At 64.3% G+C, this 17,843-nt stretch carries 15 protein-coding genes and 4 pseudogenes; 9 read left to right on the top strand and 10 right to left on the bottom strand.

The window, feature by feature from the left end:
• Position 1: 1 nt before the first annotated feature.
• Positions 2-796 (bottom strand): enoyl-CoA hydratase-related protein, encoded by a 795-nt coding sequence (locus tag P3L18_RS16015; RefSeq protein WP_006372221.1) that lies wholly within the window; start codon positions 794-796, stop codon positions 2-4.
• 277 nt (positions 797-1,073) lie between these two features.
• On the opposite strand from P3L18_RS16015, the gene P3L18_RS16010 reads away from it, so the two are divergent.
• Entirely contained in the window at positions 1,074-2,327 is a 1,254-nt protein-coding gene (locus P3L18_RS16010; RefSeq protein ID WP_276114618.1) for an MFS transporter, read from the top strand.
• A gap of 63 nt (positions 2,328-2,390) precedes the next feature.
• On the opposite strand, the gene P3L18_RS16005 is transcribed toward P3L18_RS16010, so the two are convergent.
• Positions 2,391-3,617 carry a CoA transferase gene (locus tag P3L18_RS16005; RefSeq protein WP_276114617.1) on the bottom strand — a complete coding sequence of 409 codons (1,227 nt, stop codon included), beginning with the start codon at positions 3,615-3,617 and terminating at the stop codon, positions 2,391-2,393.
• Positions 3,618-3,726: 109 nt separating this feature from the next.
• On the opposite strand from P3L18_RS16005, the pseudogene P3L18_RS16000 reads away from it, so the two are divergent.
• The 4 genes and pseudogenes from P3L18_RS16000 to P3L18_RS15985 all read left to right on the top strand — a co-directional run bounded on the left by P3L18_RS16000 (position 3,727) and on the right by P3L18_RS15985 (position 8,220).
• Positions 3,727-4,274 (top strand): annotated as a pseudogene (locus tag P3L18_RS16000) (MarR family transcriptional regulator).
• A 183-nt stretch (positions 4,275-4,457) separates the two neighbouring features.
• Positions 4,458-5,612, top strand: coding sequence for an acyl-CoA dehydrogenase (locus tag P3L18_RS15995; RefSeq protein ID WP_276114616.1), 1,155 nt, complete (start codon positions 4,458-4,460; stop codon positions 5,610-5,612).
• Positions 5,609-6,394 carry an SDR family oxidoreductase gene (locus P3L18_RS15990; RefSeq protein WP_276114615.1) on the top strand — a complete coding sequence of 262 codons (786 nt, stop codon included), beginning with the start codon at positions 5,609-5,611 and terminating at the stop codon, positions 6,392-6,394. The genes P3L18_RS15995 and P3L18_RS15990 overlap by 4 nt, the downstream gene beginning before the upstream one ends.
• Before the next feature lie 173 nt (positions 6,395-6,567).
• Positions 6,568-8,220 carry an AMP-binding protein gene (locus tag P3L18_RS15985; RefSeq protein ID WP_276114614.1) on the top strand — a complete coding sequence of 551 codons (1,653 nt, stop codon included), beginning with the start codon at positions 6,568-6,570 and terminating at the stop codon, positions 8,218-8,220.
• 92 nt (positions 8,221-8,312) lie between these two features.
• Here P3L18_RS15985 and P3L18_RS15980 read toward each other — a convergent pair whose 3' ends face one another.
• Positions 8,313-8,453: a hypothetical protein gene (locus P3L18_RS15980; RefSeq protein WP_346348433.1), complete on the bottom strand. Its 141-nt coding sequence runs from the start codon at positions 8,451-8,453 to the stop codon at positions 8,313-8,315.
• Here P3L18_RS15980 and P3L18_RS15975 point away from each other — a divergent pair.
• The gene (locus P3L18_RS15975; protein WP_276114612.1) at positions 8,403-9,602 is read left to right on the top strand and encodes an SRPBCC family protein; all 1,200 of its coding nucleotides are present in this window, start codon (positions 8,403-8,405) and stop codon (positions 9,600-9,602) included. The genes P3L18_RS15980 and P3L18_RS15975 overlap by 51 nt on opposite strands.
• A gap of 92 nt (positions 9,603-9,694) precedes the next feature.
• On the opposite strand, the gene P3L18_RS15970 is transcribed toward P3L18_RS15975, so the two are convergent.
• The 3 genes and pseudogenes from P3L18_RS15970 to P3L18_RS15960 all read right to left on the bottom strand — a co-directional run bounded on the left by P3L18_RS15970 (position 9,695) and on the right by P3L18_RS15960 (position 11,763).
• Complete coding sequence (locus P3L18_RS15970) at positions 9,695-10,267, bottom strand: dienelactone hydrolase family protein (protein ID WP_276114611.1); 573 nt, start codon at positions 10,265-10,267, stop codon at positions 9,695-9,697.
• Positions 10,268-10,391: 124 nt separating this feature from the next.
• Positions 10,392-11,248 (bottom strand): annotated as a pseudogene (locus P3L18_RS15965) (SDR family oxidoreductase).
• The gene (locus tag P3L18_RS15960; protein ID WP_276114610.1) at positions 11,245-11,763 is read right to left on the bottom strand and encodes an aromatic-ring-hydroxylating dioxygenase subunit beta; all 519 of its coding nucleotides are present in this window, start codon (positions 11,761-11,763) and stop codon (positions 11,245-11,247) included. Before P3L18_RS15960 ends, P3L18_RS15965 begins: the two are co-directional and overlap by 4 nt.
• A 202-nt stretch (positions 11,764-11,965) precedes the next feature.
• Between P3L18_RS15960 and P3L18_RS15955 the strand changes: the two genes are divergently transcribed.
• The 3 genes from P3L18_RS15955 to dmpG are packed head-to-tail and all read left to right on the top strand — an operon-like array spanning position 11,966 to position 14,856.
• Positions 11,966-12,784, top strand: coding sequence for a fumarylacetoacetate hydrolase family protein (locus P3L18_RS15955; RefSeq protein ID WP_276114609.1), 819 nt, complete (start codon positions 11,966-11,968; stop codon positions 12,782-12,784).
• Positions 12,784-13,755, top strand: coding sequence for an acetaldehyde dehydrogenase (acetylating) (locus P3L18_RS15950; protein ID WP_276114608.1), 972 nt, complete (start codon positions 12,784-12,786; stop codon positions 13,753-13,755). The genes P3L18_RS15955 and P3L18_RS15950 overlap by 1 nt, the downstream gene beginning before the upstream one ends.
• 39 nt (positions 13,756-13,794) lie before the next feature.
• Positions 13,795-14,856 carry a 4-hydroxy-2-oxovalerate aldolase gene (dmpG, locus tag P3L18_RS15945; RefSeq protein ID WP_276114655.1) on the top strand — a complete coding sequence of 354 codons (1,062 nt, stop codon included), beginning with the start codon at positions 13,795-13,797 and terminating at the stop codon, positions 14,854-14,856.
• Between the two features lie 19 nt (positions 14,857-14,875).
• On the opposite strand, the gene P3L18_RS15940 is transcribed toward dmpG, so the two are convergent.
• From P3L18_RS15940 to P3L18_RS15930, 4 genes and pseudogenes are all read right to left on the bottom strand, one after another.
• Positions 14,876-15,208 (bottom strand): PaaI family thioesterase, encoded by a 333-nt coding sequence (locus P3L18_RS15940; RefSeq protein ID WP_346348434.1) that lies wholly within the window; start codon positions 15,206-15,208, stop codon positions 14,876-14,878.
• Positions 15,209-15,214: 6 nt separating this feature from the next.
• Positions 15,215-16,603, bottom strand: coding sequence for an MFS transporter (locus P3L18_RS15935; protein ID WP_276114607.1), 1,389 nt, complete (start codon positions 16,601-16,603; stop codon positions 15,215-15,217).
• A 190-nt stretch (positions 16,604-16,793) separates the two neighbouring features.
• A pseudogene (locus P3L18_RS28440) lies at positions 16,794-17,000 on the bottom strand (acetoacetate--CoA ligase); the annotation flags it as partial.
• Positions 17,001-17,152: 152 nt separating this feature from the next.
• Positions 17,153-17,797, bottom strand: a pseudogene (locus P3L18_RS15930) (acetyl-coenzyme A synthetase N-terminal domain-containing protein); the annotation flags it as partial.
• Positions 17,798-17,843 lie beyond the last annotated feature (46 nt).

Genomic DNA, 17,843 nt, shown 5'->3' with positions numbered 1-17,843 from the left:
GCTACTTGCCCCGGTAGGGGGTGAAGTCGGGCTTGCGCTTCTCGTTGAACGCCGTGATGCCCTCGCGGGCTTCGGGGGTCTCGCCGAAGATCTCCAGAGTCGAATACGCCATCTGCCCGACGCTGACGAAGTGTTCGGTGTCGGTGTTGAGCGACTGCTTGAGGACTTTCAGTGCGGTCGGGGAGAAGTCGAGCATCTGGTCCGCCCATGCACGCACCTCATTGCGCAATTCGGCGGCCGGGACGACCTTGTTGACCAGACCCCAGTCGAGGGCTTCTTCTGCCGACAGGCGGCGCAGCATGAACCAGATCTCTCGCGCGCGCTTCTCGCCGACGACGCGAGCCAGGTATCCCGAGCCGAGGCCGGCGTCGAACGATCCGACGCGGGGACCGTTCTGGCCGAACTGGGCGGTATCGGCAGCGATGGTCAGATCGCACAGCACATGCAGCACGTGTCCACCGCCGATGGCCAGACCGTTGACAGCGGCGATGACGGGCTTGGGGTTGTCGCGGATGACGCGGTGCAGCGACTCGACCTCGAACAAGCCGCTCTGCGACGGGCCGTAGTCGCCGGTCTCGGCACGCTGCTTCTGATCGCCGCCCGCACAGAATGCCTTGTCGCCGGCTCCGGTGAGCGCAACGACGCCGACATCGGAACTGGCCCAGGCCCGCTTGAACGCGAGGATCAACTCGTCGACAGTCTGGGCGCGGAAGGCGTTGTAGCGCTCGGGGCGATTGATCGTGATCCACGCCAGCCCGTTGTCGACCTCGTAGGTGATGTCGGTGAATTCGGCCATCAGACGTCGGTGTCCTTTCGTGTGCGGGCGGGGCCCGGCGGTTTCGGTCATTGGACTGACCATTTGCATAACAGTATCGCCGCTTGCTGCCGCGGCGCAAGGGACCCGCTCGCGATAGCAGTGCGGATCTGTCTGGCGATCGCGACGGCGGCGTGCCCGGGATGGGAATGTCCGATAGGACCGATATTTACAATTGGACTGTCCATATGCTCCAATGGGTGATCCCCGCCACAGCTCGCGTCACCGCGCGGGTTCCTTCGGATACAGGAGTTCTGTGATGACCACGACCACAACGCCCGTCCGCGTCGGCCATCTCAACCGATGGTGGTATGCGGCAACAGGATTCCTCACCCTGTTGTTCGGGACCAGCACGGTGAACGTCCTTTTCAACATCTTGGGCAAACCGATGGCCGATGAGTTCGGATGGAGCCGCTCGGTGATCACCAACGGATTCTCGGTCGAGACGCTCTTCGTGGGGGTCAGCATTGTTGCGCTCGGCGTGCTCGTCGATCGCTACGGGCCACGAATTCCCACCATCCCCATGACGCTCGGCTTCGGGATCGGACTGATGCTGATGGCCGCGCTGCCGGCCAATCAGGGCGTCTTCTACGCTCTGTGCGTACTGATCGGCGCGAGTGCGGGTGCGGTCAATCCGGTCGCACACGCGACCGTGGTGAGCGCATGGTTCTCCGACCGGCGCGGGCTTGCGCTCGGTGTGCTGATGGCCGGACTGGGTGCCTGCGGGGTTCTGATGCCGTACCTGGCCAACTATCTATTGGACATGATCGGCTGGCGCGGAACGTTTCTCGTCATCGGTGCGCTGTGCACGGCGATTCCCACCGCGGTGTACGCATTCGTCACCAAGATGCCGGCCGAGCACGAGCGTGAGCGCGCCGCCGCGCGCGCCGCGGGTCGGACGGCAGGAGAATCGTTGCGGCGCATCGCGACATCGTCTCGTCAATTCTGGTTGTTGAGCGCCGCGATCTTCCTGGTGTCGACGGCCACGTTCGGATTGATGTCACAAGTGGTGCCGATGACCACGGACAAGGGCATCGATCGTACATTGGCCGTCACACTGCTGTCCGTGCTGAGCCTGTCGTCCATCGTCGCCCGCCTGATCGTCGGTTACCTGCTTGACCGGGTCTTCGCATCATTCGTCGGCGCAACCATTTTCGCCGCGTGTGCGGTCGGAGTGGTTCTCGTGATCTCGTCGACATCGAGTCCGGCGCTGTTCCTCGGGGCAGTCCTGATCGGGCTGGCACTCGGCGCCGAAGGCGATGTGGCGGCATACATGACGAGCCGCTACTTCCCGAAGCACTCCTACGGCCGGGTTCTCGGCGTGGTCTACTTCCTCTTCGCCATGGGGTCGGCGGTCGGCGTATTCCTTCTCGGGCAGGTGTATTCGTTCACCGGGTCATATGCGGCGGGTGTCGTGCCGATCGTGGCGATGGTCGCGGTGGCGATCGTCTGCGTGCTCAGCATGGGCCCGTATCGATACTCGCTCGACCATGCCGAGACCACCACGGTCTAAGTGAGCGACGAGGGCCGCGTCGCCACCAGCTGATGGTTGGTGGTGCCGAGCATGCGGTACGCGTCAGATCACATTGTCGGCATGGAGGGCTTCGATCTCCTCATCGGCCAGATGGAGGAATGTCCGGAGCACCTCGTCGGTGTCCTCACCGACCAGCGGTGCCGGACCGCGTGGCGCCGGAGTCGGCGTGCCCATCTGTATCGGGCTACCGAGGATCGTGCATTTCCGGTCGCCGGAACCGATCTCGCCGAGCATTCCCCTGTCCCGGAGGGCGGGATCGTTGATCACCTCGGGCAGCGAGCGCACCGGTGCAGCGGGAACGTCGGCCTGCTGCAATGACGAAAATACCTCGTCTGTGGTCCTCGCCGCGGTCCACGCGGTGACCGCCGCGTCGACGTCGTCCATTCGGTCCACGCGCCCGGCGGGTGTGGCCAGCACGGAATCGCCTGCCAGGTCCGGGCGAGCCATCAACCGGCACAGGTCGATCCAGTGTTTCGGACGAAGACACAAGATCGCGATCCAGCCGTCGGAGGCCGGATAGATGTTGTAGGGGCACACGGCGAGTCCGCCGTGGCGGTTCCCGGTGCGTTCGGGAAAGTCTCCCTCGGACTCCAGTAGACCCGCGATGTTGGAGGTCAGTGTGGGCAAGATGGCATCCTGCATCGCCACCTCGACGTGCTGGCCGATGCCTGTTCGTTCCCGCTGGAACAGAGCCGCGAGCACCGCCGAGGTGAGGTGACTCCCGGCGGCGAAGTCGACCACCGCTCCGCCCGATTTGACCGGCGCGCCATCGGGAAAACCGGTGGCCGACACCATGCCCGACATCGCCTGCACCGTGACGTCCATCCCGCGCAGGCCACTGGTCGCGGGATGTTCGCCGTACGCTCGTCCCGACGCGAGAACGAGCGCCGGATTGATGTCATGGAGAACCTCGAACCCCAACTGAAGCCGTTCCATGACGCCGGGAGCGAAGTTCTCCACCACCACATCGGCGTGTCGGACGAGGTCGCAGAAGAGTTCGCGTCCGCGCCCGGACTTGAGATCGATGCGTGCGCCCAACTTGCCGGCATTGAGCATCAGGAATGCCTGCCCGGAGGACTCACCGGTCGAACGCCAACGAATGGGCTCGCCACCGAAGGGCTCGATCTTGATCACCGTCGCGCCCAATGACCGAAGCAGATGGGTGCAGTAGGGGCCCGCGTATACCTGTCCGAGATCGAGGACCACCACCCCCTCCAGCGCGTCACCGGACTGACTGGAGGAGCGAGTCGGGGTGTGGTTGGTGGACATGTGCAGCCATCCTCGTGAGTTCGCCGCGATCGGAGTCGCTCGCTTTCGGTCGTACCAAATGGTAGGTGGTTCGACGTGCGGGTACGTGCCGTGTGTCAAACTCGTTCTCATGCCTGCATCCGATCCGCTTCCGTACGACCCGATTGCCGAAGCGCATCGGCAATGGCGGCGCCAGGGTTGGGCCGAGGTGGCCGACACGATGGCAGCGTTCACGTCGGTCATGCGGGCGCAGCAGATCATGCTCGCGCAGGTCGACGCGGTGTTGAAGCGGCATCGTCTTACGTTCGCGCGCTATGAACTGCTGGCGTTGCTGACTTTTACCCGTGACGGCTCGTTGCCCATGGCCAAGATCAGTTCGCGGCGCAGGTACATCCGACGAGTGTGACCAACGTGGTCGACCGGCTCGAAGGGGCAGCACTGGTGGCGCGCCGGCCGCACCCGACCGACCGCCGGGCGACCCTGGTGGAGGTGACCGCAGCGGGCCGCAAGGTGTCCCGCGAAGCGACCCTCGAACTCAACGCCGATGTCTTCGCACGTCCGCACATCGAGCGGGCCGACGTGTGCCGACTCAATCGCATCCTCGCCGACTATCGTCAGGCGGCCGGGGATTTCGCCGCAGGACTGCAGTCGGATTCGTGGATCGACTCTGTCAACTGACGCCGTCGACCTCCCGATCGGTCCCGGCGTGCCGAGCGTTCCGTGTGGGTGCATTGTGGGCGTTCGAGTCGGCGAGTTATTTGGTCATACCATTGATCCTAAATGATAGGTCGACCTATAGTAGGACGACCTAGTACATCGCGCCGTCGACTCGGCGCACGGATGAGGATGTAGAGCAGCCTGATGGTCTCGTTCGACTTTTCCAGTGAGCACGCCGCTTTCGCGGACACACTCAAGACATTCGCTGCACGCGAACTGTTGCCGCACTATCGCGACCGCAGCGCGTCCATGGAGTTCCCCTTCGAAGCGTTCAAACAGCTCGGCGATCTCGGTGTCCTCGGCATCGGGTTGCCCGAGGAGTTCGGGGGCACCGGCGAGGAGGATCCGGTATTGCTGGGTCTTGCCACCGAAGTGCTCGCGGCGGGCGACGTGAACATCGCGTCGGCGCCCGTGCAGATCGGCTTGGTCGGTTCGCAGTTCCTGCATTGCGATCGGGCAGTGCAAGAGCGGTACCTGCCGCCGTTGATCCGAGGTGAGGAGACCGTCGCGATTGCGCTCACCGAGCCCGGCTCGGGCTCCGATGCAAGTGCGCTGCGCACCAGCGCGACCAAGGTCGACGGCGGCTGGCGACTATCCGGCGAGAAGACCGCGATCAGTTGGGCGATGAATGCCACCGCGACTCTCGTCTATGCGCGCACTCCCGGAACGACCCGATCACAGGGCATCAGCTGCTTTGTGGTTCCGATGGACAGCGAAGGCGTCTCGGCTCACCACATGCTCGGAATGGGTTGTCTCCCGTTGGGTTGGGGATCGATTCATTTCGACGACGTCTTCATACCCGAAGATCATCTCGTGGGCGAGGAGGGCCGCGGATTCCACACGGTGATGAACCACTTCGACTTCAGCCGTGCAGCCCTCGGTCTGCTGTGTCTCGGCGCCGCACAGCAAAGCCTCAACGAGGCTGTCCAGTATGCCAAGGATCGCCAGACCTTCGGCAAACCGCTCACCGAGTACCAGGGTGTCTCGTTTCTCATCGCCGAACACACGACGATGCTCGAGGCGGCACGGTGGATTTGCTACAGGGCGCTGTGGTTACGTGCCACGGGGCAGCCCCACACCGCACTGGCGTCGATGGGTAAGTGGTGGCCACCGCAGGTTGCCAAGAACGCGATCGAAGCCGCCATGCGTATCCACGGAAACCTGGGATATGCTGCGGAATTTCCACTCCAACAACGCTATCGAGACGTCACGGCCTACCTGATCGCGGACGGCACCGCCGAGATCCAGAAGCGGATCATCGCCGGCGATGTGTTCCGCAGAGGGACGGTGTCGCTGTGAGCGAGAACATCGTGGTGAAGGAGACCAAGGACAGCGCCGCGCTGATCGTGGGCGGCACTGCCGGAATCGGCTTGCACAGCGCGTTCGCGATGGCAGAGGTCGGCGTGCGGCGGATCGCTGTCGTGGGACGAACGGCGCGGCGCGGCGCGGAGGCACGCGCGCAGCTTGCCGAGCGCGGTGTCGAGGCGTACTTCCTGCCGGGCGATGCGCGATCAGCAGACGCCGCCGATGACATCGTGGCTCGTGCACGAGAAGTGCTGGGCGGCTTGGATATCGTGATGTGCACCACAGCTGCCGACACACGCCCCGAGCTGTTCAAGGACATACCTGCGTCGACGATTCCGGCAATACTCAATGATCTGGCGCTACCGGCGATGTTCATGGCGGCAGCCGCCTTGCCGGGCATGCGAGAACAGCGAGGGGGAGTCATCGTCAACGTTGCCTCCGACGCCGCGAAGACTGCCACCCCCGGCGAATCGGTGATTGGCGCTGCCAAGGCCGCACTGGTGATGTTCACCCGGGTGCTCGCAATCGAGGAGAAGAGGCACGGTATTCGGGCCAATGTGCTCACACCGTCCTTGGTCAGCGGGACCGCCTCCACCGAGCGAATCACCGAGGGCGGCTTCAGTGGCAAATTGTTCGCGCGGGCCGCGCAACAAGCGCACCTGGGCGTGGCCACAGCTGACGACATCGGGGCACTGGCCGGCTTTCTGATCACCCCGGCGGCAGCGAAGCTCACAGGTCAGGCGATCAGCGTCAACGGCGGCATATCGGCCGCGTGAGTTCACCGGTCACCCGAGCGGGTGGGTCACGGGGGACTTTGGAGGGGTTCGTGGTGAAGACGGACTTTCCGGGCGGAGCCGAGGTTAACCTCCCGGCAGTAGCAGGAACCCGGTACCGAGCCGGCACTCAGGTCGCCGGTGGAGATTTATCAACATGATGCGAGGAGCCCAGTATGGCCATCACCGAGAACCCGGCAAGTATCCGGCCGGAGAATTGTTACAGCACTGACCAACTCGCGACCTTCCGCGCGAGTGGTGACTGGCGCGACGAGAGCCTGGCCCAGTGGGTTGATCACTGGGCGTCCACACAGCCGGACGTCGTCGCGTTCTCGGACGGGGACGCCGAGGTCACGTGGGCGCAACTGCGTCACCAGGGTTACCGGCTGGGCGCCGAACTGAGGCGGCGGGGCATACGGGCCGGTGACCGCATCCAGGTACAGCTACCCAACTGGGTCGAGTTCGCGATCGCCTATGTCGGGATCACGCGGATCGGCGCGGTGCTCGTGCCGACGATGCCGATCTATCGCCACGACGAGGTCGAGTACATCATCAATCACTCGAACGCACGAATGGCGTTCGTGGCACACACGTTCCGGGGATTCGACTATGCCGCGATGCACGCCGACATCGCAGATCATTGCGCCGGGCTGGACACGGTGGTCGCCGTGCGCGCCGACGAATCGTTCACCGGTACACGCTGGGAGGACCTCATCGGTGACGGTCCGACGCCTGATGACGACGAACTCGGGCCGGTGCCCTCCGGAGATGACAACCACGCGATCATCTACACCTCGGGTACCGAATCGCGGCCCAAAGGCTGCCAGCACACGTTCAACACGATCTCGTTCAGCCTGTACAACCTGTGCCGCGACATCATGGCGATGGCGCCTGGCGAGGTCATGTTCCAGCCGTCGCCGATCACGCATGCCACGGGCCTGATGACCGGAGTGTGCGGTCCGATCGTGCTCGGCGCCGCCGCCCACCTGATGCCCGCGTGGGAGCCGGTCGACGGATTGCGGCGCATCGAGAGATTCGGCTGCACAATGAGTATGACCGCGACACCATTTGTGCGAATGACGCTTGACGCGTTGGCAACTCACGATATCGACGCTTCCTCGTTGCGGACGTGGATCTGTGCGGGCGCACCGATCCCCGAGTCGCTGCTACGCGAGTGGCAGCAGAAGATGCCGACCACATCGCTGTTGCCGCTCTACGGGTGCAGCGAAGGCTTCATCATCACAGCGTGCAGCCCCACGGATCCGATCGAGAAGATCGTGGGGTCCGACGGAAAGGCCTCGCCCGGGGTGTGGTTGGAATTGCGTGACACCGACGGTCGTCCGGCGCCCGCCGGCGCCGAGGGAGAGATCTGCCACGGTGGTCCCGGACTGATGTTGAGTTACTGGAACAATCCCGAACTCACTGCCCGGGATATCGATTCGTCCGGGCTGAAGCGCTCGGGTGATCTCGGGCGGATGGACTCCGACGGCTATCTGCGAGTCACCGGACGAATCAAAGATCTGATCATCCGGGGCGGCACCAACATCTCTGCCCGCGAGATCGAAGACCATCTGATCGCGCATCCGAACATCACCGCGGCGGCCCTCGTCGGCTACCCCGACGAACGGCTCGGCGAGCGGGCGTGTGCGTTCGTCGTGACGGCGGAGGGTGTGTCCATCGAACTCGAAGAGGTCAGCCGGTATCTACGTGACGAGCGCAAGATCGCGGTGCAGAAACTGCCCGAGCGCCTTGTGGTTGTCGACGCTTTGCCGATGACGGCAACTGGCAAGATTCAAAAATTCGTTCTGCGTGACTCAATTGGGGACTGATCGGCGTCGGCGCCGCGCGCGTCCGTGATGTGCATGCGCCGAGAGGAATTCGGCGCATGCACATCATCACCAGCTGGGTTTGTCGGTGCGCGTTACGCGGTGATACGGAGGAAATCCTTGACCAAGGAGTTGAATTCGGCCGACCGCTCGATCTGCGTCCAGTGGCCGCAACGGGAGAACACATGGAGATCGCCGTCCGGGAGGAGACGGACCATGTTCCACGCCACGTCCACCGGGACCACCCGGTCCTCACGGCCATGCACCAGAAGCGTCGGTGCGGTGATCGCACGGACCTGCTCCTCGGTGATCGCCAGTTCACTGCCGGCGTGGTCAGGGCCGACGCACGTTTCATGACATGCTTCTATCACGGATGGAACTTCAGTACCTCCGGCGACATGGTCTCGATGCCCGACGACGCTGCCTACGGTGCCGATTTCGCTCGTCCCGATCTTGCCGCACCTGCCAGGGTCGACAGTTACCGGGGGTTCGTGTTCGTCAGCTTCGACCCGGACATCATCGATTTGCGCACCTATCTCGCCGGCGCAGCCGAGTACCTCGATCTCGTGTGCGACCAATCGGAGTCGGGTATGGAGGTTCTCGAGGGCACCCACGAGTACTCGGTAAAGGCCAACTGGAAGCTGTTGGTGGAAAACAGTTTCGACGGTTATCACGCCGTCTCGACCCACCAGAGATATTTCGAGATGGTGTTGGCGGCGCGTGGTGCGCTCGACCCGGCTGCGCTCGCGGAATCCCGCGCGATCGATCTCGGCAACGGGCATGCGGTGATCGCTGGCGCTCCGGCGACCGAGGGCTTGTTCGGACGTCCGCTGTCAACCGAGGGCGCTTCGGAGCGCGACGCGAGATTCGCCCACTTCCGGGAGTTGTACGGCGACGGTTGGGTGAACCGGATGCAGGGAAATCGCAACCTGGTGATCTTTCCCAATCTCGTCGTCATCGATCTCGTCATGGGTGTTCTGATTCGCAAGATCGATCCGCTGGCAGCCGACTACATGGAGGTGACCGCCTGGGAGCTCGCGCCGCCGGAGGAGGGGAGCGAACTGCGTAAGCAGCGGCTCGACAACTTCCTCACGTTCTGTGTGCCGGGCGGTCTCGCGTCGCCCGACGATGTCGAGGTGTTGGAGAGCTGCCAGGTGGGCTGCGGCGGACGTCGGGAGTTGGGCTGGTCAGACATCTCCCGAGGAACGAACAAGTCGGCAGCCTCGAGCACCGACGAGTTGCAGATGCGCACGTGGTGGCGTCGGTGGAACGAGTTGGTCACCGTAGAGGTGCTGCCGCCTGAGGAGCAGGACGAACTCGGCGAGGTGTTCACGGCCCAGCGTCGCCACTCGGAGGCGCCGCCACCTGCGGTGTCTGCTCGGTGACGTGAACCGATAGCGCAGAACGCAGCCGGTCGCGAGGGTCCGACGGCGTTCTGCTCGGCTGCGTTTTCCGACGGTGCCGACCCACGTCGCGGTCAGTCGCGGTTTGCACCCCGCTCGCGCCACTTCAGCGCGAGCGGGGTGGGCCGGGGAGCGACGCGTGCGCCGAACCACTCAATGGTCCGTTGCCATGAGTCGTACCACGCGCCGTAGCTGAGTCCGTCCTGATCGGCATGGCGATAGAACTCTCGACCGACACCGGGGTATCGCACGATTTCGCTGTGGACAAGGGAATTCGCGTCAAGGGTACGGGTCAACTCGGTGATCGCATGGTGATCCGCGCCAGGATCGGCTGAGCCGAAAAGGCCCAGCCACGGCGTCGACAGCGAGCCACGAACATGGTCGGTCAATCGCCCTGTTGATCCTTCTGGTTTGTGTGTCGCTGAAATACTCACAGCTGCACCGAATTCCAGGCGAGTTGCGGCCTCGAGAACAAGCTGACCGCTGCGGCCCAGGCCCAAGATGCCCACCTGCTCCGGCATCCAACCGCGAGATCCGGCGCGATCGAGGAGTCCATCGAGCCGGCCCGTGTCACAGCCCGCAGCGAGGGACTCGTAGCCGTCTTCGGCGAGCCGATTCATGATCTCGACGCCGAGGACGTCGAGCAACCCGGGCTCGACCGCGAGAATCACGATCCCGTCCGGGGAGCCGCCCAAAGTTATCTCGCGCGAATCGCTGTCTCCACGGCGTCGAGAGTGATCACCGCCGACGTCGGTGCAATCATTACAGTGGTCATCGGGCCCTCCGTATCCATTGGGTGTGGCTTGGGGGTGGGGTCGTCATTGCTATGCGCGGTGGGGAATCGATGGCCAGTACTTCGCGCCTGCACCCCCCGTCCACGGTGATGCTGGTTCCGGTTACCATCGACGCCTCGTCAGAAGCGAGGAAGACCACGGCACCGACATAGTCCTGCGGGGCGGGCAGACGCGACATCGGTATCTGGGCAGAGAAGTCCATCTGGTACTCCTGGGGTCGGGTGACGAGCTCTTCCATCTGCGCGATGGCTGCCGGGTTGGTTGGTGCGGTGGCGGTGGGAGCGAAACCATTGACCCGGATATTGAATTCGGCCAACTCCATCGCCACCGAGCGCGTGAAGTTGAGCAGCCCGCTCTTGACGGTGGAGTATCCGATGTTTCCGGGCTGCCCCTGAAATGTCTCAGTCGAGAGCACGTTGATCACACTGCCGCCCTCACCGCGCTCGATCATTGCCGTCGCAGCCGCAAGAGTGAACAGAAAGGCGCCGCCGAGAATGACGTCGAGTTGCGCGCGATAGACGTCGTAGGGCATCGAGAGTAGTCCCTGCTGCCGGAAAAAGACCGCATTGTTGACCAGGATGTCGACACGTCCCCACTGCGAGAGTGCCCGGGAATGGCCTCGTTCGCGTGATCGGGGTCGGTGACGTCACCGGTGACCGCGATGGCTTCGCCGCCGGCGGCTCGGATACCCGCGGCGCAGGCCTCGGCGACGTCGCCGGAAAGATCGGTACACACCACCCGCGCGCCTTCGGTTGCGAGCCCCGCGGCAAGCGTCCCGCCGATGTTGGGACTGGTGCCGGTGATCACGGCGACTTTGTCGGCCAGCCGGCTCATAGGATGATGCTCACCTTGCCGTGCGGGCGCAGGGCATCGAGGTCGAGCACAGATCGCCGGGTGAGGAAGCGGAAGCCGTGGTCCTCGTCGCGTTCGAGGATGTGATCGTAATGGCCTATGTAGGCATCCACCGTGCCACCACGCATCCGGAAGACGGCGAAGTTGGCAGAGACCTGCAGGGTGGCCTCGGTCTGCACGGCGACCCGAACGTTGGATACCAGCCGCCGGGTACGCGAATGCGGATACTCGGCGTGAGCCGAACGGCGCATGAGTGAATTGATGCGCTGTTCCAACAGGAATCGGTCATCCTGGACGAGAAACAGATCGCGAGCCGGGTCGCCGTCCAGTTTGTCGGTGGAAGGAATGAGATAGAGGCCGGTCGGACCGAATAGTTCCAGCCACTCCGGTAGGCGCCATGAATCGAGCATCTCGGCCTCGCGGTAGAGAAACTTCTCCACCTCATGGGAAAGGGCCATCGACTCGGCGATGTTCGGGCGGGCTACGACATCAACCATGTTCACTCCTCGGCTCGGTGCCTGGTACCCAGGTCTGCGCATCGACACTCGTCGACGCGGCCCGCTGCCGGCCACGGTGTGTTCCGGGGTCTGGAACGAGCGGTGCCCGGGAGTGGACACGTTCCGGCGAACGGACCGAACTCTGCCGGCATCGGTCGCCACGGCTGCATTCTTCACTCGTGAACCGACAGCGAGGTATTCGATGACTGCTACCGAAAAGCTCCAGAACGACACGCCGCGTGTCATCGTCTCGGCCGCCGAGCGGTTGGCTGCGGCACGGCGCACCGGGACGCCCTGCCCTCCGGTGCGTGATCTGCTCGGCACCGAGGACGTCGCCGCGGCATACGAGGTGCAACAGCGCTTCGTCGACGACTGTGAGCGTGACGGCGCTCGGATCGTCGGCCGAAAGATTGGGCTGACCTCGCCGGCCGTCCAGCGTCAACTGGGCGTGGACCAACCCGATTTCGGGGTTCTCTTCGCCGACATGGACGTCTCCGGGCTTTCCGAGGTACCCGTGGGAGTGCTCTTGCAGCCAAAGGTCGAAGCGGAGGTGGCCTTCGCGCTTTCCGCCGATCTCGACGGTCCGACGGACCTGGAGACGGTTCGTGCTGCTGTCGGCCACGCGGTGGCCGCCATCGAGATCGTCGACTCCCGAGTCGCCGCATGGGACATCACCATAACCGACACGGTTGCCGACAATGCGTCGAGTGGGTTGTTCGTTCTCGGTGACAATCCGGTCTCGCTGGCCGACTTCGAACCGATCTCCACCTCGATGACGATGTCGGTGGACGGTGAGGTGGTCTCCGAGGGCAGCGGTGCCGACTGCCTCGGCGATCCCCTGATCGCTCTGCAATGGCTCGCGCGCACCGCCGCGGACTATGGGTCCCCGCTCCGAGCGGGACAGGTGGTCCTGTCCGGTGCGCTGGGACCCATGGCGCCGGTGCATCCGGGAAGCGTTGTGCGGGCCGAGATTTCCGGACTGGGAATCGTCGAGGTTTCCTTCGCGCGAGGAGATCTGTGATGGGCAAGGTGTCCGTGGCGATCATCGGTTCCGGCAACATCGGGACCGATCTCATGATCAAGGTTCTGCGGCAATCGCAGGGCTTGACGATGGGCGCGCTCGTCGGCATCGATCCGGACTCCGACGGGCTCGCCCGTGCGCAGCGTCTAGGGGTCCCGACCACTGCTCATGGGGTGGAAGGTCTGATCGCGCTCGACACGTTCGACGATATAGACATCGTGTTTGACGCCACGTCTGCCGGCGCGCACCTGAGAAACGCCGAGCGGCTCGCGCCCTTCGGCAAGAAGCTCGTTGATCTGACCCCTGCGGCGATCGGACCGTACGTGGTTCCCTCGGTCAATCTCGATGATCAGCTGGCCCGGGGCGTCGACAATGTGAACATGGTGACCTGTGGTGGGCAGGCAACCATCCCCATCGTGCATGCGATCTCGCGTGTCACCGCGGTCCCGTATGCCGAGATCGTTGCGTCGATCGCATCTGCGTCCGCGGGACCGGGGACGCGGGCCAATATCGACGAGTTCACCGAGACAACTGCTGCGGCCATCGAATCGGTCGGTGGCGCGGCCCGCGGCAAGGCCATCATCGTCCTCAACCCTGCATCACCACCGCCGCTCATGCGTGACACCGTGGTGGCGTTGATCGGCGATGCCGATCACGAGCAGATTCGCGAGTCGATCGCGGCGATGGCCGCCGATGTTGCCGATTATGTGCCGGGATACCGCCTCAAGCAAGAGGTTCAGTTCACGCCGGTGTCCACTGACGAGCCGATTCACACGCTGATGGCAGAACCAGAAAGCTCTGTGAAATACAAGGTTTCGGTGTTCCTCGAGGTGGAGGGGGCTGCACATTACCTTCCGGCCTACGCGGGCAACCTTGACATCATGACCTCTGCGGCCCTGCGAACCGGCGAGGCGATCGCTGCACGCGCGCAATCGCATTCGTCGTCGTCTCACGCGTTGACCACGAACTGACAGAACTGACAGAAAGGGTTCCAGGTGAACAACGATTCGATTGGCCAGGACCTGTACATTCAGGACGTCACACTCCGCGACGGCATGCATGCAGTACGGCACCGAATGAGTCCCGCCGACGTCGGGCGGATCGTGGCCGCACTCGACAGGGCCGGCGTCGATGCGATCGAGGTGGCCCACGGCGACGGACTCGCCGGCGGAAGCCTGACCTACGGTCCTGGCTCGCACACCGATAGCGAGTGGATCGAGGTTGCGGCCGAAAACATCTCGACCGCGGTGCTGACCACCCTCTTGCTCCCTGGTATCGGCACCATCCACGATCTCAAGCGGGCTCATGCGTTAGGAGTCCGATCGGTACGAGTGGCGTCGCACTGCAGTGAAGCCGACGTCTCCGCGCAACACATCGCCACCGCGAGAGAGCTGGGAATGGATGTGTCGGGATTCCTGATGCTCAGTCACATGCTCTCGGCTCCCGAACTGGCACAGCAGGCGAAGCTGATGGAATCCTATGGTGCACACTGCGTGTACGTGACCGATTCCGGTGGCCGGCTCACGATGGACGGCGTGCGGGAACGTGTCCGTGCCTACCGCGACGTGCTGGACCCGGTCACCCAGATCGGCATCCACGCGCATGAGAATCTCTCACTCTCCGTTGCGAATTCCGTTGTTGCGGTTGAGGAGGGGGTCACCCGGGTGGACGCGTCACTCGCCGGGCAGGGCGCGGGAGCGGGCAACTGCCCGATCGAACCGTTCGTGGCCGTGGCGAACCTCAACGGGTGGAAGCACCGGTGCGATCTGTTCGCACTCCAGGATGCGGCAGACGACATCGTGCGTCCGCTTCAGGACCGGCCGGTCCGGGTGGATCGGGAAACACTGACCCTCGGCTACGCCGGTGCGTACTCGAGCTTCCTCCGTCACGCCGAGACTGCCGCCGGCCGCTACGGCATCGACGTCCGCACGATCCTGATCGAGGTGGGCAGGCGTGGACTCGTCGGTGGCCAAGAGGACATGATCGTCGACATCGCCCTGGATCTCGTACGCAATGCCGAACCGGCGGCCCATTCAGCGGCGAATGGTTATGCGGCGGAAAGCGTTGCGTGACAGCTTCACCGGCGTCCGATCACACCGATTCAGGCATCGCGATGTTCTGTAACCGGACCTGACTCCGGGCCACGAGCGTGCCGTCGTCGATGCGCATGTCCACCGACCACAACTGTTGGCGCCGACCGCGATGGATCGGCTGCGATCGCGCGGTGATGATGCCCTCGGTGACCGACCGGAGGAAGTCGGTGTTGTTGTTGACGCCGACGGACGTTCCGCCGATCCCGCTGTGCTGAAGCCAGAAGTAGCCGCTGAGACTCTGGGGTGAACAGGTCGCCGCAGTGTTGCGAGCCGCCGACCCAACCCGGTGCCCCGATCCCGACGATCTGAAAAACTGATGTCGAGAGCGTATTTCGGCTCACAAGGTCCCGACGATGTGGTTCTTCGCCGACGAGTTCCCCATGCCGCCGTCCGGCGAGATCCAGAAGTTCAAGGTGCGCGACGCCATAGCGCACGGGGACATGACCCCGGACCAGGTCACCGGCGGCAAACCGGCGACGATGAACGGCTGAGTTCGTAGCTCACCGAGGCTCGTGATCGAACCGCCGATCGGCGAGTAGCGCACTTTCGGCGAGGATGGATTCTCCTCGACGGCCGGGACCTGCCGGGCGGCGTCTTCGGCGACCTGGCGTTCGTGAGAAACGGGCAGTTCCTCGTCGTGATCGGCGGCGACAAGCGCTTTGTGTACGGTGCCCAGGACGATGGCGGCGACGGCAGCGGTGACGGCGCCCAGGACGAAGGGCACGTGCGCGTTGTAATGCTCGACGAGTTTGCCCGCGGCGAAGGGGGGGGCCAAGCCGCCGCCGATGAAACGGACGAAGCCGTAGGTGGCCGAGGCGACCGGGCGGGGGACCGGGGCGATGCTCATGACCGCGGTGGTGACCAGGGCGTTGTTGAGTCCGACGACGATTCCCGAGGCGATGAGGGCGCCGATGACCACCCATCGGTGGTCCGACCAGATGCCGATGACCAGGGAGATCACCGTCATTGTCAGCAGTGCTCCGTAGAGAGTGTTGGGCGTTCCGTTGCGGGACTTGAGCATTGGTGCACCGAAGACGGCGAACAATGCGACCAAGATGCCCCAGCCGAAGAACACGAACCCGAGTTTGATGGCCGACAGATGCATCAGGAACGGTGCGTAGCCGAGGATGGTGAAGAAGGCCCAGTTGTAGAGCAGTCCGGTGACGCTGGTGGTGGCCAGGCTCCGATGGCGCAGCGCCGCAATCGGTTCGATGATCGACGACGTCTTCTCCGGCCTCGGGGTGGGTTCGACCAAGACGATGGTGGCGACGAGTGCGATGAGCATCAGCACGGCGACGCCGAAGAACGGCCCACGCCAACTGATGGTGCCGAGGAGCCCGCCGACCAGTGGACCGGCGGCGATGCCGACTCCCAGCGCTGTCTCGTAGAGGACGATGGCTCCGGCGAAGCCGCCGGCCGAGGACCCGACGATGACCGCGAGGGACGTGGCGATGAACAGGGCGTTGCCCAGTCCCCATCCGGCGCGGAAACCGACGATCTGGGAGATGGAGTTGCTCGCCCCGGCCGCTGCAGCGAACGCGATGATCAGTACCAGGCCGACGATCAGGGTGCGTTTGGCGCCGATGACGCTCGATACCCACCCGGTGATGAGCATGGCGACGGCGGTGACCACGAGGTAACTGGTGAACAGCAAGGTGACCTGTGAGGGTGTGGCATTCAGCTGTGAGGAGATCGCCGGCAGGATCGGGTCGACGAGCCGTACCACCGGTGGTCCTACGACCCCGATGGCCGGTTGCGGACGGTCACTCTCGACGACACCTTCGGCGACTTCGATCGCGGCGACTTCGGATTGGTGCCGAACCGGCGATATCGGTTCCGCCACTGGTCGAGTCGATGCGTACCTCGGTTCCGATGGTGCGCATCAGCCAGCGATATCCCTCCGCGCCCAATGCCGACCCGCTGACCATCACCTGCCGGAGGCGGCTCAGGTCGTGGCGGTCGGCGGCCTCGCCGTGCATGGAGGCAGTCACGACTGCTGCACCGAGGAGCATCACGTCCGCGCGGGTGCGCGCCGCCACCTGCCACACCGCGCCCGCCGGATGGCTCGGACTGCCTTCGTAGAGGACGATGCCCGCGCCCTGGGTGAGTGCGCCGAGCTGCATGTTCCACAGCGCCCATCCGGTGGAGGTGTAGGTGAACATGCGCTCGCCGGGTCGCACACCGCAATACAGGCCGGACCATTTGAGCTCTCGAGAGTGATGCCTCCGTGACCGTGGACGAGTCCCTTCGGTGAGCCGGTGGTGCCGGAGGTGAACAGAACCCACAGTGGGTGTGAGAATTCGACCTGCTCGAAGGTGAGCTCGCCCGGCTCGTTGACGACATCGTCCCAGAGCACCGCGGTATCGGCGGTGGGCGCGGGGAACATGTACGGCACGGTGATCACGTGTCGCACCGTCGGCAGGTCGATGCGCAGCTGGGCCACCACGTCGCGGCGATCGACCGCCCGGCCGTTCCAGTGGTATGCATCGACGGCGATCAGCACCGTGGGCTCGAGCTGCGCCAGGCGGCAGACAGTGCCATCTGTGCCGAAATCGTGTACGCACACGAGCGCGACGTCGTCGCCGGCTCCGTGGGACGACACCCGCTGAGCCCAGTTGAGGGTGGCGCCGGGAAACCAGCGGGTGAACGGCATGGGATCGGCGGTGCGAATGCGAGTCGGGCCGGTCGAGAACTCGACACCGAAGCACTCGGCGATCGACGTCCAGAATCGGTCGAGGTCGGCGACCGACCAGTCCCGGAGGGCGTCGTGATCGGCGAACCGCAGCGACTCGCGGCACTCCAGCCAGTCCAGGTAGGCACGCAGGGCGGAGCGTACGATTCGCTCGGCCGACGGAGCCCACAGCACCCCTGCCTCATGCACGGGTGGTGGCTCGGTGGAGCCGTCAGGCCGCTCATTCATGGCTCGAAGATACTGTGGCGCAACGTCAGTGAAGGTGGACCCGCCA

Origin of the sequence: Gordonia sp. N1V (assembly GCF_029269935.1) — a bacterium.
GTDB lineage: Bacteria > Actinomycetota > Actinomycetes > Mycobacteriales > Mycobacteriaceae > Gordonia > Gordonia polyisoprenivorans.
This window is presented reverse-complemented; position numbering and strand designations above follow the sequence as displayed.